The organism is Paraburkholderia sp. MPAMCS5 (assembly GCF_036016995.1).
Taxonomy (GTDB): Bacteria; Pseudomonadota; Gammaproteobacteria; order Burkholderiales; family Burkholderiaceae; genus Paraburkholderia.
Map to the genome: position 1 here is coordinate 76,391 of NZ_JAYXBK010000010.1, position 13,112 is coordinate 89,502.

Genomic DNA, 13,112 nt, shown 5'->3' on the forward strand with positions numbered 1-13,112 from the left:
CGGCGGCGTGTCTGGCAAGCCCTCGCGCCACGCCGCGCCGCGAATGTAGCGATTGTTGCAGAGACGTGGCAATCGTGCAGCGAACACGGGCGATCCGACGCGCATCGAATCGCGTGCAGATGCAACTAACTGTCAGCCCCGCAACGCCTCTTCGAATCCCCGCCCGTGGTCCGCGCGCGCCCGCGGGCATGGCACGTGCGTGGGCAGCCCGCGCGTCTCGCCGACATCCGGGAGTCGTAAAATGACCTACTCTGTTTCCTTAACCCGCCTGACCGGCACGCGCCTCCCGTCCGTCATCTGTGCGGTTCGCGCCTGCCGCAGCGTTTTTTCCCGGAGGCTTCGATGACAGCCGTCGATCTGGAATTCGACCAGCTCAACAGTACCGTCGACGCGCTACGGCGCTCCATTTCCAATCGCATGATGTACGGCGTCGGCAAGGACGCCGTCACCGCGCATCCGCATGACTGGCTGCACGCCGCCGCGCTTGCCGTGCGCGACCGGCTCGTCGCGCGCTGGATGAAAACCACGCGCCTGCAATACGAGCAGGACGTGAAGCGCGTCTATTACCTGTCGATGGAATTCCTGATCGGCCGGACGTTTACGAATGCCTTGCTGGCGCTCGGCATTCACGACCAGATGAAGGAAGCGCTGGCGAGTCTCGGCGTCGACATGGACGCGCTGATCGACATCGAACCCGACGCCGCGCTCGGCAATGGCGGTCTCGGCCGGCTGGCCGCGTGTTTTCTCGATTCGATGGCGACGCTCGGCATTCCCGGCTTCGGCTACGGCATCCGTTACGAATACGGCATGTTCCGTCAGGAGATCGTCAACGGCGAGCAGGTCGAGGCGCCGGATTACTGGTTGCGCGCGGGCAATCCGTGGGAATTTCCGCGGCCGGAGATCAAGTACACGGTGCATTTCGGCGGCCGCACGGTTCAGCGCGGCGATCAGGTCGAATGGATCGACACCGAACATGTGAACGCCACCGCGTACGACACGGTGATTCCCGGCTACGCGACCGACGCGACGAACACGCTGCGCCTGTGGTCCGCGCGCGCCACCGACGAACTCGATCTCGGCGCTTTCAATCGCGGCGACTATCGCAATGCGGTGGACACGAAGAACATGTCGGAGAACGTGTCGCGGCTTCTGTACCCGGACGACTCGACGCCGGCCGGGCGCGAGTTGCGGCTGCGTCAGGAGTACTTCTTTGTGTCGGCGACCATGCAGGATCTGATTCGCCGCTATCAGCGCACGCACAGCACGTTTGGGCGCTTCTCCGAAAAAGTCGCGGTGCATCTGAACGACACGCACCCCGTGCTGGCGATTCCGGAGTTGATGCGTTTGCTGGTCGACGTGCACCATCTGCCGTGGGACAAGGCGTGGAAACACGTCACGCAGATCTTCTCGTACACGAATCACACGCTGATGCCCGAGGCGCTCGAAACGTGGGACGTCGAAATGCTGGCGCGGCTCCTGCCTCGGCACCTCGAGATCATCTTCGAGATCAATGCCGGTTTTCTCAAGCATGTGAGCGAGCAATCGGGTCACGACGCCGAAATGATCCGCCGCATTTCCCTCGTCGACGAATACGGTCAGCGGCGCGTGCGCATGGCGTATCTGGCGATTGTCGCGAGCCACAAGGTGAACGGCGTGTCGAAGCTGCATTCGCAACTCATGACGCGCGACATCTTCGCGGATTTCGCGCGCATTTACCCAGACCGCTTCACGAATGTGACCAACGGCATCACGCCGAGACGCTGGCTTTCGCAGGCGAGCCCGTCGCTGTCGTCATTGATCGATCAGAAAATCGGCACGCATTGGCGCGCCAATCTGTTCGAGCTTGAACAGTTGCGCGAACTGCGCAACGACAGCGGTTTTATCGACGCCTTCCGTGAAGCGAAGCGGCAGAACAAGCTGCGGCTCGTGCAGCGCCTCGCGCATCACACGAAGCTGCATTTCGATCCGGACGCGCTGTTCGATCTGCAGGTGAAGCGCATCCACGAATACAAGCGGCAATTGCTGAACGTGCTGCACGTGATCGTGCGCTACAACCAGATTCGCGCGAATCCCGAACGCGACTGGGTGCCGCGTGTGGTGATGTTCGCGGGCAAGGCGGCGTCTGCTTACCGGATGGCGAAGACGATCATCAAGCTGATCGGCGATGTCAGTCAGAAGGTCAATCACGATCCGCTGATCGGCGACCGTCTCAAAGTGGTGTTCGTGCCGAACTACGGCGTGAGCGTGGCCGAGCTGATCATTCCAGCAGCCGATCTGTCCGAGCAGATTTCGATGGCCGGCACGGAAGCATCCGGCACCGGCAACATGAAGCTGGCGCTGAACGGCGCGTTGACCATCGGCACAATGGATGGCGCGAACATCGAGATCTGCGACGCCGTGGGCCGCGAGAACATCTTCATCTTCGGCCACACCGCCGACGAAGTGGACAACCTGCGCGCGAGCGGCTACCGGCCGCGGCAAGTCTATGAGGAGAACGCCGAGTTGCGCATGGCGCTCGACCAGATTCGCAGCGGCTATTTTTCGCCGGACGATCCGGTGCGCTTCTCGGATATTTTTCACACGCTGGTGGATTGGGGCGATCACTACATGGTGCTCGCCGATTTCGCCGCGTTTGCCAAGGCGCAAAACGAAGTGGATGCGCGTTTCGTCGATAAGCGCGCGTGGGCCGAGAGCGCGATTGAAAACGTGGCGGGCATGGGGCAGTTTTCGTCGGATCGGACCATCGGCGAATATGCTCGCGAGATCTGGCGTGTGAATCCGCTGGGCCTCGGCTGAACGGCTCGCCGCGCGGCAGCGCGAGGTGCCGCAATGTGAAGAAGCCCGTGCGCCATTCCAACGGCGCACGGGCTTTTTATCGTGTGAGCGGCGTGTTCACGGCATCAGCTTTTCGATCGCGTCGCTCGCGTGCAGGCCTAACTGGCCGTGCGGGAAATCGAACAGCACGTCGATATTCTGCATGGCCGCGAGCCCGATCACGATGCGGTTCGCGCCCGGCTTCGTCTTGACGATGGTCACCTGCGCGTCGTCGTAGCGGTGCACCCAGCCGCCCGAGCCGATCGCCGCGTTGTAGTTGCCCTGGATGAGCACCTTGCCGGCGCTGTCGTCGCCGGTCCAGTTCGGCGCGGTATCCGTTTCGATGCGGATCATGCCCGTGGTGGCCGTGGCGAACACGAGCGGCGCGCAGAACGTCATCTTGTCGCCGACGTTCACGCAGCCGCGCGGCCATTGAATCGCGCCTTCTTTCGAAACGGTCATGGGCACCATCGTGTAGCTTGTCGTGATTGCGCTCGACGGACTCAGCAGCAGATACGGCTTGGCGAAGTTCGAATGCACCAGATAGCGCTCGCCGATGTGGCCCGCCAACGCGCGCAGCGGCTGCGTGCAACAGGCGTCGTCCGGTTGCGCGGCGCCGACGCCGAAGAGTCCCGAGAACGCCCAGCCGAATTCGCCGGTGTAGCCGTCGATGGCGACGCAGCGTTTCGACGTGGCCTGGCAACTCACCGTGTCGACCGCTTGCGCGTCGACCTGCACCTGTTTCGATCCGGCGAGACTCATCGGCATTTTCACGGCCGCGCCGGAAACCTGCGCGCCGTTCGCGAGCAGGAGCGTGCTCGCCGGCGCGGCGCTCGCGTAGTCCGAACCCGGCAGCACCGACTTCAACACGCGCACGCCTTGCGTGCCGGTATCGAGCGCGACGTACACGGCCTTGCCGTCGAGTTGAACCGGCAGCCCGAGACGCGCGTGGTCTTCGTCGGCGCGTTCGACGTGCAGCGGAATGAGCACGCCGTCCTGGCCGCCGTTGATCAGCGACACGGCCGGCGCCGGCGGCGTGGGTGTGGGAAACGTGGCGGAACAGCCGCTCAACGCGGCGAGCGCGCCCGTTGCAACGAGCGCGGCGGCGGTGAAACGGCAAACATGATGATGCAGATGCCGACGCGCGGCGGAAACGATAGACACAGACATGGGGCACGCTCGCAAAAAGGCGCTCCCAAGCGTTGGCGATGCATGCGGCTGCGAGACGGAAAAGACGCGGCGCCGGCGCTGGCCCGCGAAGGAATGCGCGATGACAGAAGCGGCGACTCTACCTGCGCATCGGCGGGCACTTGCAAAGATGTGTGACGGTTTGCAACGCGGCCCGACGCGCGGCGGTGCGCGTCGAGCCGCGTCTTACTCAAACTTTCTGCGCTGCAGTGGTTGCTGTTGCGGCAGCTTTTGCCTCGTTCACGGCCGCGCCGACGCGCTCGACGAAGTCGCGATCGACGCTCGACAGCGCCTCGCGTTCGCCATTGGCCGTTTGCACCATCAGGCGATGCGTGACGTCCTGCGTCGCCCACGTCAGCCAGCCGACCACAATGAGCATGACGCCGCACACCATGCCCACGGGCGCGCGGAGCACGCCGCCGGCAATCGCGGCGGCCACGCCCAGCAGCGAGAGGGTGATCGGCAAGACTTTGTTTTTCTGCACGGTGACGACCTGCACGCCGGCAATGTCGCGCAGCGGAAAGACCTGGCCGGCGGATGAAAGCGCATTGCGGGTGACCGACACGCCGCGATCGTTGAAAGGGGTTTCCATCGAGTCGAATGCAAGCTGTTGCAAAGGGCGCAGCGTACCAGAAGAAGCGGCGCAGCAGCAGCGCGCGACGCGCCGAAGCTGAGCGTGAACAACCTCGACGCGTGGGGAAGAACTTGTCGGCAGACGCTCGTGTCGAAGTGATGTGGCCGGAGTTCACATCATGAAGCCGTTCTGTCTTTTCATTGCCATGGGCGCCGCTGTGCTGGCTGCCGGCTGTTCGTCGGCGTGGCCGCCCGCTCACGAAGCGGCGAGCGGCTCGTTGTCGCAACAAGCACCGCAACGACCGCATCAGCAAGCGCCGCAACAAGCGCCGCAACAACAACCGCCGCACAAGCCGCCCGTGCTCAGCGTGGGCGTCAGCGATCCCGACACACAATTGATTCTTCCGTGGTTTCTCGCCGACATCGTCAACGCGATCAACACACACCAATCCGCCGGCGACCTGATGCAGACGATGAAAGGCGGCCTCTGACCGTCACCCGATCGTCAGCCCGCATTCCCGAAACGCGTCGCGTAACCCCAACTGCGGATACGCGCGCTCCACAGCGCGCATGTCCGCGCGCATCTCTTCGACAATCCAGTCGCGGAGGTTCGCGACAATCGGCCGGAGCGGCCTGCCCGGCGGCGCAACCAGACAGCAGCGCCGGTTCGTCACGATGATCTCCTGTTCGGCGGGAATCAGCGCGCGTTGCGACAGCCAGTGCGACACCACATTGAGCCAGCCGAGCGCGATGCCCTGACCCAGCAGCGCGGCCTGCACGACGATCGCGTAGTCGTTGAAACTCAGCGTGCTCGCGACGCGCCGCCCATGCCGCTCGAACGCGCCAAACCGGTGGTGCCAGCCGCGTTCCTCGTCGTTCATCACGATGATCGTGTCGCCTTGCTCGCGGCCCGCGTCGGTCCGCGCTGTGTCCTGATAGCGTGGGTTGCATACCGGCATCAGCGTTTCGGGCATCACGGGCACGCTGTTTTCGTCGATCTCGCCGGCGTGCAGAAAACGCATGCCGAGATCGACGTCGACAAGTTCGCCGCCAATGCGCGCTGAAATAAGCTGGAATCGCAGATCGATGGACGGAAACGCCGCGTTCAGACGAGCCATGCGCGGCATCAGCCAATGCGTGGTGAAGCCGGTGGACACCGACAGCGTGACGGAATCCATGTCTGTCGCGCGTGCCTCGATTTCGCGTATCGCGCTTTCGATGCCGTCGAACCCTTCGGCGATCTTGCGGTACAGAATGCGCCCGTTCGCGGTCAGCTCGATGCCGCCGCGCACGCGCTCGAAAAGCCGCACGCCGATGTGGTCTTCCATGCGCGCGAGCATGCGGCTCACGGCAGGCTGGCTCACGTCGAGTTCCTCGGCGGCGCGCGTGAAGTTGCCGCAACGCGCGGCGGCTTCGAAGACGAAGAGCGCGTTCGCGCTCGGCAATTTTCGGCGAAGGTTCGGCATGACTTGATGTTATGCCTGATCTAATTATTTGGGAATTGTCGCCAAAAAATTCGTCTGCGTATTCAGGCTTGCGGGCACGTATTTCACGCGTGCGGGCAGGCAGTGTCGTGCGGAGAGTGGAAGCGCGTTCGCCGCAATCCGGCGGCGGCGCGTGTTATGCCTGACTGTGCGTAATCACGGCGGATCAGCGCGTGTTAGCGCACCTCACGGCGCATGGTGGCCTTCGCCGTTCTTGTCGATGCGCGCCATCACGTTCGCGACGATCCGGTCGCAACGTGCGCCCGCGAATTCGAAAAGCTCGCGTTCGACGGAATCGATGTCGCGCGCCAGCGACTCGCGCAGCAGGCTCTTCGCGCGGAAGTGGCGGCTGCGCACGGTGGCTTCGGCAATGTCGAGACATTGCGCGGTTTCCTCCACGCTCATCTCTTCCACCGAGCGCAGTATGAACACCGTGCGGAAGGATTCCGGCAGTTCGTCGAGCTTGCGCTCGATCAGCGCGCGCATTTCCGCACGCGCTGCTGCACTGTCGGGCGGCTCGGAGTCGGACGGATGCATGGCTTCGATATCGATGTCGGCGGTATTCGAACTCACTATCGGGATCACATTCTCGCGGCGCGCGTGGCGCCGCAGCCGCGCATAGCATTCGTTGAGCACGAGCCGCGAGAGCCATGTCGACAATGCCGCATCGCCGCGAAACTGGCTGAGCGAACGATACGCGTGAAGATACGCATCCTGGAGCGCGTCTTCGGCTTCGGCGTCGTCGCGAAGGGTCGCGCGCGCGAGCCGGTAAAGCCGCCGGTTGTGGCGCCGCATCAGCAGCTCGAATGCCGAATGGTCTCCCGCGACGACGCGCGTCACGATACTGAGGTCGTCGTCGGCGGGCAGGGTTTGCGCCGGTGCTGCATGGGTCATTGCGTGCGGGCTCTCATTGAACGGTCAGTGCGCCGTGCATGGTCGGGTGGAACGTGCATCCATAAGGATAGTTGCCGGCCCTGGCTGGCGCATAAGACCATGAAGCGTTCGCGGCAATGCTGCGCGAATCGAAAGCATGCGCGTCGGCGGTCACGGTATGAGGAAAGAGATCCTTGTTGATCCATATCACTCGATCCCCGCGCTTTACCGTCAGGTTTGGCGGACTGAATTGCATGTTCTCGATCGTGATCGTATAGGACTTCTGCGCCGCGAGCGCCGCATTTCCCCATGACGCCACCGAAGCCAGCATCGCGCCCGCCAGCGCGGCCCATTTCAGTGCGAGGCGGGCGTCACGCGCAAACTGCCGCTCAGCCACTGCTTTTCTCAAGCGATGCCTGCACATGCTTCGCATGTTCGAGATGCGCGACGAAAGCCGGGCGCACCTTCACGAGCAGTGCCTTCAGTTCTTCGTTTTTCGCACTCGGAATCAGCGTCTTGTCGAGCGCATCGATCACAGTTTGATGGTAGGTCACTTCATGATCGATATACGCGCGATCGAATGCGGCGCCTTTGAGTTTCTTCAGCGCCGCGAGATTCGAATCGCCGCCTTGCTTGAGGCTTTGGCTCGTCGCGTTGTCCTCGGGCGTCACGTTCAGTTTGTGGACGAGGTCGCTGGCCGACTTGTTGACGGCGGTGTGGTCGGTGACCATCTGTTTGGCGAACGCTTTCACGTCGCTCGACTTCGAGCGCGATCCGGCGAGCTTGCCGGCGTCGATATCGACCTGATTGGCAGTGACGACGATGGCCGCGATCTGCGGATCGGTGGGCCCGGCGCCTTGTGCCCAGCTAGTGAGACTGACAAAGGCCAGTGCGCCGAGCCATCGCGGGTGGATCAATTTCATGGGGATTCTCCTTTTTAACCAACATTGCCTTGCATACGGCGTTGGATGTCGCGAAGAAGAATCCCGTTCCCAGTTTCTGGCGTGTTGTGTTCAGTGCCCGTGGCGCTCGCCGACGGCGACCGGCGCGCGCTTCGATTGACGGCTCAGCATGAGCGTGACGACCGCGGAGACGGCCAGCGTTGCGCCGACCACGTACAGGCCCGCCGAATAGCTGCCCGTCACATGCTTGAGCCAGCCGATCGCGAACGGACCGACGAAGCCGCCGAGATTGCCGATCGAATTGATCATCGCGATGCCCGCCGCTGCGCCGGCGCCCGACAGGAACATGCTCGGCATGGCCCACAGCGGCGCCTTGGCCGCGCTGATGCCCACGTTCACGATCACGAGAGCGAGCACGATCATCACAGCCGTGACCGCATTGCCCGCGAACACGAAGCCGAGACAGGCCAGCGCGCACGGAATGACGACGTGCCACGTGCGTTCCTCAGTGCGATCCGAGTGCTTGGCCCACAGAATCATCGCGACCACGGCGACGATGCTCGGAATTCCCGCCAGCAGACCCGTCTGGAACGCGTCGAAGCCATATTGGCGAATGATCAGCGGCGCCCACAAGCCGAGCGTGTAAAGACCCGCCGACGTCCCGAAGTAGATCAGCGCCAGCGCGAGCACGCGCGGATCGCGCAGGGCGCTCAGCGCGCCGGCCGTATGGCCCGCGTGCGACTGCCGCGCGTCCGCTTCGGTCTTCAGCTTCGCGATCAGCCAGTCGCGCTCTTCCGGCTGGAGCCATTTCGCTTTCGACGGCGCGTCCGTCAGGAACTTCAGCACGAAAAAGCCGAGGATGACCGCCGGCAGCGCTTCGAGGACATAGAGCAACTGCCAGTCGGCGAGACCCGCGATCGGCGGAAGCTTCATGATCGCGCCGGAAATCGGCGAGCCGATGGCGGTGGAAATCGGTGCGGCGGCCATGAACCAGGCGGCGGCGACCGCGCGCTGACGCGTCGGAAACCACAAGCTCAGATACAGGATGATGCCGGGAAAGAAGCCGGCTTCGGCGACGCCCAGCAGAAAGCGCAGCGCGTAGAAGCTGTTCGGGCCGACGACGAACGCCGACGCCAGCGAGACGATGCCCCACGACACCATCACGCGGGCAATCCAGCGGCGCGCGCCGACTTTGTGAAGAATCAGGTTCGACGGCACTTCGAACAGAAAGTAGCCGACAAAGAACAGGCCGCCGCCAAAGCCGAACGCGGTGGGCGACAGGCCAATGGCTTTGTTCATCGTCAGCGCGGCGAAGCCCACGTTGACGCGGTCCAGAAAACTGACGAAATACAGCAGCATGACAAACGGGATGATCCGCAGCATCAGCTTGCGGGAAACCCGGCTTTCGAGATCGGAAATCATTGTCTCCTCCTTTCGAGGCGTGAGCAGTGCTCTCTTGGGACATGCAGCGTGACTGCCGCGCGCCGCAGCCGTCGAATGCGGCTGTTGCCGGCGCGCGTCACGCGGCTCGCGCTTAAGCCGCGTTCGCAGCGGGCGCGGCGGCTTGCTCGATGAAGGCGCAGACGGCGGCCGTCACCTGGGCGGTCGTCGCCGTGCCGCCCAGGTCGCCGGTATGCAGCGACGGGTTCGCGGTCACGGCTTCCACTGCCTGCATCACGCGCTTCGCGGCATCGGCTTCGCCCAGATGTTCGAGCAGCATGACGACCGACCAGAACGTGCCGACCGGATTCGCGAGACCCTTGCCCATGATGTCGAATGCGGAGCCGTGAATCGGCTCGAACATCGACGGAAAGCGGCGTTCCGGATCGATGTTGCCGGTCGGCGCAATGCCGAGGCTGCCGGCGAGCGCGGCGGCGAGATCGCTGAGAATGTCGGCGTGCAGATTGGTGGCGACGATCGTGTCGAGGCTTGCGGGACGGTTGATCATGCGCGCGGTCGACGCATCCACCAGTTCCTTGTCCCACTTCACATCCGGGAATTCCTTCGAGATTTGCAGCGCGATTTCGTCCCACATCACCATGGCGTGACGTTGCGCGTTGCTCTTCGTGATGACGGTCAGCAGCTTGCGCGGACGCGACTGCGCGAGGCGGAACGCGAAGCGCATGATGCGCTCGACGCCGGCGCGGGTCATGATCGACACGTCCGTCGCGGCTTCAATGGGATGACCCTGGTGCGCGCGGCCGCCCACGCCGGAATATTCGCCTTCCGAGTTTTCGCGCACGATCACCCAGTTCAGGTCTTCGGGCTTGCAGCGCTTGAGCGGCGCGTCGATGCCGGGCAGGATGCGCGTCGGGCGGACGTTCGCGTACTGGTCGAAGCCCTGGCAGATCTTCAGACGCAGGCCCCACAGCGTGATGTGATCGGGGATGTCCGGGTCGCCGGCCGAGCCGAACAGAATCGCGTCCTTGTCGCGGATCGCGTCGAGTCCGTCCGCCGGCATCATCACGCCATGCTGGCGATAGTAGTCGCCGCCCCAGTCGAAGTTTTCGAATTCGAACGCGAACGACTTCGTGGTCTTCGCGAGTGCGTCGAGAACTTGCGCGCCGGCCGGCACGACTTCCTTGCCGATGCCGTCGCCGGGAATGGTCGCGATGCGATAGGTTTTCATGCTGTGTCTCCGAAATGTAGTGAATGGAGTGACTCTATCGACATCTGGACGCAAAAACCGCGGCTAAAGTCAAAGCATCTTTAACTTCGATTCATAAGTGCAAGCCATGCGCGATACCGTCCATCCCGCGGATCTCAGCTTTTTTCGGCGCTCGCGGCGTGCGGCAGCCTGAGCGCGGCGGCGTGGGAACTCGGGCTGACGGCCGCGGCGGTCAGAGCGAGCGGCTCGCGCAGATGGTGAGTCGCGCGGGCGTGGCGCTCATCAACCGCACGACACGCCGAAATGATGCTCACACCGGAAGGCGGTTGGGCCGCGAGGTTTCCGTAGCGTGTGTGAGTGAGGTTTCGGCTTTTTTTCACTGCATCGGCATCGGCATCGGCATGGCCTGCATGTCGGGCTGCGTTTGCATGAGCGCGCTTTTTTCGGCTGCGTGCATCGCGGCGACTTTTCGTTCGGCTTCCTGAATATCAGAGGGGTACTGGCCGTCGTCGCCGAGTGACGGGTTGTATCCGGCGGCTTCGAGTTCTTCCAGTTCATGCATGACTTCAGCACGCGTGAGTGGATGACCGGAGTCGGGCGACGCTTGCGCGTGCGCCCACGGCGCTGCAATGACGAGCGCCATGCTCGCAATGGTCGTGATGAACGAGCGCGGGATCGCGCGGGTGGCGTTGGTGGGTTTCATGGCACGGCTCCTCGATGGACGAGCGTATCGTTCGAAAGCGGCTTGCGTTCGAATTGACGCGCTCTGCACGGTAAACCGGCGCGATGGGTTTGTTATTCCCGCGCGCAGGATTCGCGGAAGATTATCGAAGGCGCCGCGCGTGACTGAATCTGAATTGAGTGCCTATACTGCGTGTTGTTATTTCCATCGACCGCTTCAATGCACGAGCGTCTGCCATGACATACACGGTGAAAAGCATCGAACAGCTGGAGCAGATCTACGGCGAGCCGCACGAGCGCGCGCTGTGGAAAGAAATCGATTGCCTGAATAGCGATTACCAGGCATTTGTGCGCGCTTCGCCTTTCGCGGTGTTGTCTTCGGTGGGCGAGGATGGAACGGATTGCTCGCCAAAGGGAGACGCCGCAGGATTCGTGCAGGTTCTGGACGAGCACACGTTGGCGCTGCCCGACAGGCCAGGCAACAACCGCATCGACAGTTTGCGCAATATCGTTCTGGACCCGCGGGTGTCGCTGCTGTTTCTTGTTCCGGGCGTCGGCGAAACTTTGCGCGTCAATGGGCGCGCCGAGATTTCCATCGACCCCGCTGTGCTGGGGCAATTCGAGGTGCGCGGAAAACTGCCGCGCACCGTGGTCATCGTGCATGTCGAAACAGCGTATTTTCATTGCTCGAAGGCGTTGGTGCGTTCGAGTCTTTGGGACCCGGCAATGCATGTTGACCGCGCGAGTTTGCCAAGCGCGGGTGATATGCATCGGCGTCTGAGCGGAGGTAATTTCGATGGTGCGCAATACGATAGGGACATGCCCGAGAGGACGAGGGCGGGGCTTTATTGAAGCGGTAGGGCGAGCGGGTCTTCACACGGCCCGCTGTCGCTATTTGATGCCGACTACCATCGAATCGGGCCCGACCAGATGCTCGATCCGCACTTGCGCAAAGCCCGTTTGCTTCATCCATTCACGACACTGCGCGCCGGTGTAATCGAACCCGCCCGGCGTTTCGATCAGCATGTTCAGGCTCATCAACAGGCCGAACGCGTTGCTGCGGCGTTCATCGTCGATGATCGCGTCATACACGATCAGCGCGCCGCCCGGCGGCAAGGCCGCATGGCACTTTGACAATAGTTCGAGCTTTTGCGGCAGCGGCCAGTCGTGAAGAATATGACCCATGATGAGCACTTCCGCGGAAGGACACGGGTCGTTAAAAAAGTCGCCGGGGTAAAATCGCAGGCGTTCCGCGAGTCCATGCGCTGCCACATACTCGTTGAATACCGGGCCCACGGGCGGCAGGTCGAAGCCTCCGCCGCTCAAATGAGGATTCGCCAACGCGACCTGCACCGGCACCGCGCCTTGCGCGGCTCCAATGTCGATGAACGTCTTGTACTGGCTCCACGGAAAGCGCTGCGCGATGGCGCGCGCAGCGCCCAGACTCACGCCGCTCATCGCGCGCAGGAAGCCGCGTAGCGACGCCTCGTCGCGATAAATCGCGTCGAAGAGATTGCCGCCGGTCTTCGCTTCGTTTTGCGGCAAGCCGGTGCGCAACGCTTCGGTGAGCGAGCCCCAGAACGGGTAGAGCCTCGTGTTCGCCATTTCGAGCAGGCCGCCCACATACGACGGTTTCGCCTTGTCGAGGAACAGGTCGGCATCGGGCGTGTTGCTGTACGCGCCGTCGCGGCGATCGAGCACCGTCAACGCGACGAGCGCATCGAGAAAATCGAGCGCCGCGCGAGGGTGCAGTTCGAGCGATTCGCAAAGCGCCGCGGCGCTGCGCGGACCGTCGGCGAGTTGCGTGAACACACCTAGTTCGACGGCGGAAAGCAGCGTCTTCGATGCCCAGAAGGCCATGCCCATTTGAAGCAGCCTCTCGGGCGAGGGCGCTGACAGCTGCGCACTGCGCTCGCCGCCACGCGGAGATTGATCTGAGGAAGCAGCGGAAGAAATGCCTGGCTCACGTTCCATAAGTCCTCCGTTCAG

Annotated in this window: 13 protein-coding genes and 1 pseudogene; 4 read left to right on the plus strand and 10 right to left on the minus strand. The window is 63.1% G+C overall.

What is annotated here, in order from left to right:
• The first annotated feature begins 342 nt into the window (after nucleotides 1-342).
• Nucleotides 343-2,796 carry a glycogen/starch/alpha-glucan phosphorylase gene (locus VOM14_RS21630; protein WP_327630787.1) on the plus strand — a complete coding sequence of 818 codons (2,454 nt, stop codon included), beginning with the start codon at nucleotides 343-345 and terminating at the stop codon, nucleotides 2,794-2,796.
• 96 nt (nucleotides 2,797-2,892) lie between these two features.
• On the opposite strand, the gene VOM14_RS21635 is transcribed toward VOM14_RS21630, so the two are convergent.
• Together VOM14_RS21635 and VOM14_RS21640 are read right to left on the minus strand one after the other, a co-directional pair.
• A complete protein-coding gene (locus VOM14_RS21635) occupies nucleotides 2,893-3,984 on the minus strand; it encodes a hypothetical protein (protein ID WP_327630788.1) in 1,092 nt (363 codons plus the stop codon).
• A gap of 208 nt (nucleotides 3,985-4,192) precedes the next feature.
• Entirely contained in the window at nucleotides 4,193-4,594 is a 402-nt protein-coding gene (locus VOM14_RS21640) for a DUF6232 family protein (RefSeq protein ID WP_327630789.1), read from the minus strand.
• Between the two features lie 160 nt (nucleotides 4,595-4,754).
• Here VOM14_RS21640 and VOM14_RS21645 point away from each other — a divergent pair, with 160 nt between their 5' ends.
• Nucleotides 4,755-5,066: a hypothetical protein gene (locus tag VOM14_RS21645; protein ID WP_327630790.1), complete on the plus strand. Its 312-nt coding sequence runs from the start codon at nucleotides 4,755-4,757 to the stop codon at nucleotides 5,064-5,066.
• A 3-nt stretch (nucleotides 5,067-5,069) separates the two neighbouring features.
• Here VOM14_RS21645 and VOM14_RS21650 read toward each other — a convergent pair whose 3' ends face one another.
• From VOM14_RS21650 to VOM14_RS21675, 6 genes are all read right to left on the minus strand, one after another.
• Nucleotides 5,070-6,041 (minus strand): LysR substrate-binding domain-containing protein, encoded by a 972-nt coding sequence (locus tag VOM14_RS21650; protein ID WP_327630791.1) that lies wholly within the window; start codon nucleotides 6,039-6,041, stop codon nucleotides 5,070-5,072.
• Between the two features lie 204 nt (nucleotides 6,042-6,245).
• Entirely contained in the window at nucleotides 6,246-6,953 is a 708-nt protein-coding gene (locus VOM14_RS21655) for an RNA polymerase sigma factor (RefSeq protein WP_327630792.1), read from the minus strand.
• A 13-nt stretch (nucleotides 6,954-6,966) separates the two neighbouring features.
• Nucleotides 6,967-7,263, minus strand: coding sequence for a cupredoxin domain-containing protein (locus VOM14_RS21660; RefSeq protein WP_327630896.1), 297 nt, complete (start codon nucleotides 7,261-7,263; stop codon nucleotides 6,967-6,969).
• 58 nt (nucleotides 7,264-7,321) lie between these two features.
• Nucleotides 7,322-7,855 carry a DUF4142 domain-containing protein gene (locus VOM14_RS21665; protein ID WP_327630793.1) on the minus strand — a complete coding sequence of 178 codons (534 nt, stop codon included), beginning with the start codon at nucleotides 7,853-7,855 and terminating at the stop codon, nucleotides 7,322-7,324.
• A 90-nt stretch (nucleotides 7,856-7,945) separates the two neighbouring features.
• Entirely contained in the window at nucleotides 7,946-9,256 is a 1,311-nt protein-coding gene (locus VOM14_RS21670) for an MFS transporter (protein WP_327630794.1), read from the minus strand.
• A 112-nt stretch (nucleotides 9,257-9,368) separates the two neighbouring features.
• Nucleotides 9,369-10,463, minus strand: a complete 1,095-nt coding sequence (locus VOM14_RS21675) for a tartrate dehydrogenase (protein WP_327630795.1) — start codon at nucleotides 10,461-10,463, stop codon at nucleotides 9,369-9,371.
• A gap of 106 nt (nucleotides 10,464-10,569) precedes the next feature.
• Here VOM14_RS21675 and VOM14_RS21680 point away from each other — a divergent pair.
• Nucleotides 10,570-10,766, plus strand: a pseudogene (locus VOM14_RS21680) (helix-turn-helix domain-containing protein); the annotation flags it as partial.
• A 52-nt stretch (nucleotides 10,767-10,818) separates the two neighbouring features.
• Here the strand turns inward: VOM14_RS21680 and VOM14_RS21685 are convergent.
• Nucleotides 10,819-11,145 (minus strand): DUF4148 domain-containing protein, encoded by a 327-nt coding sequence (locus VOM14_RS21685; protein ID WP_327630796.1) that lies wholly within the window; start codon nucleotides 11,143-11,145, stop codon nucleotides 10,819-10,821.
• Between the two features lie 215 nt (nucleotides 11,146-11,360).
• Here VOM14_RS21685 and VOM14_RS21690 point away from each other — a divergent pair, with 215 nt between their 5' ends.
• Nucleotides 11,361-11,975 carry a pyridoxamine 5'-phosphate oxidase family protein gene (locus VOM14_RS21690; RefSeq protein ID WP_327630797.1) on the plus strand — a complete coding sequence of 205 codons (615 nt, stop codon included), beginning with the start codon at nucleotides 11,361-11,363 and terminating at the stop codon, nucleotides 11,973-11,975.
• Between the two features lie 39 nt (nucleotides 11,976-12,014).
• On the opposite strand, the gene VOM14_RS21695 is transcribed toward VOM14_RS21690, so the two are convergent.
• Nucleotides 12,015-13,097, minus strand: a complete 1,083-nt coding sequence (locus VOM14_RS21695) for a methyltransferase (protein WP_327630798.1) — start codon at nucleotides 13,095-13,097, stop codon at nucleotides 12,015-12,017.
• Nucleotides 13,098-13,112: the final 15 nt, after the last annotated feature.

What these genes read in the sequence shown, in the direction of transcription:
- VOM14_RS21630 (WP_327630787.1), top strand. Translation starts at nt 343, where the DNA reads ATGACAGCCGTCGATCTGGAATTCGACCAGCTCAACAGTACCGTCGAC.
- VOM14_RS21635 (WP_327630788.1), bottom strand. Translation starts at nt 3,984, where the DNA reads ATGTCTGTGTCTATCGTTTCCGCCGCGCGTCGGCATCTGCATCATCAT.
- VOM14_RS21640 (WP_327630789.1), bottom strand. Translation starts at nt 4,594, where the DNA reads ATGGAAACCCCTTTCAACGATCGCGGCGTGTCGGTCACCCGCAATGCG.
- VOM14_RS21645 (WP_327630790.1), top strand. Translation starts at nt 4,755, where the DNA reads ATGAAGCCGTTCTGTCTTTTCATTGCCATGGGCGCCGCTGTGCTGGCT.
- VOM14_RS21650 (WP_327630791.1), bottom strand. Translation starts at nt 6,041, where the DNA reads ATGCCGAACCTTCGCCGAAAATTGCCGAGCGCGAACGCGCTCTTCGTC.
- VOM14_RS21655 (WP_327630792.1), bottom strand. Translation starts at nt 6,953, where the DNA reads ATGACCCATGCAGCACCGGCGCAAACCCTGCCCGCCGACGACGACCTC.
- VOM14_RS21660 (WP_327630896.1), bottom strand. Translation starts at nt 7,263, where the DNA reads ATGCTGGCTTCGGTGGCGTCATGGGGAAATGCGGCGCTCGCGGCGCAG.
- VOM14_RS21665 (WP_327630793.1), bottom strand. Translation starts at nt 7,855, where the DNA reads ATGAAATTGATCCACCCGCGATGGCTCGGCGCACTGGCCTTTGTCAGT.
- VOM14_RS21670 (WP_327630794.1), bottom strand. Translation starts at nt 9,256, where the DNA reads ATGATTTCCGATCTCGAAAGCCGGGTTTCCCGCAAGCTGATGCTGCGG.
- VOM14_RS21675 (WP_327630795.1), bottom strand. Translation starts at nt 10,463, where the DNA reads ATGAAAACCTATCGCATCGCGACCATTCCCGGCGACGGCATCGGCAAG.
- VOM14_RS21685 (WP_327630796.1), bottom strand. Translation starts at nt 11,145, where the DNA reads ATGAAACCCACCAACGCCACCCGCGCGATCCCGCGCTCGTTCATCACG.
- VOM14_RS21690 (WP_327630797.1), top strand. Translation starts at nt 11,361, where the DNA reads ATGACATACACGGTGAAAAGCATCGAACAGCTGGAGCAGATCTACGGC.
- VOM14_RS21695 (WP_327630798.1), bottom strand. Translation starts at nt 13,097, where the DNA reads ATGGAACGTGAGCCAGGCATTTCTTCCGCTGCTTCCTCAGATCAATCT.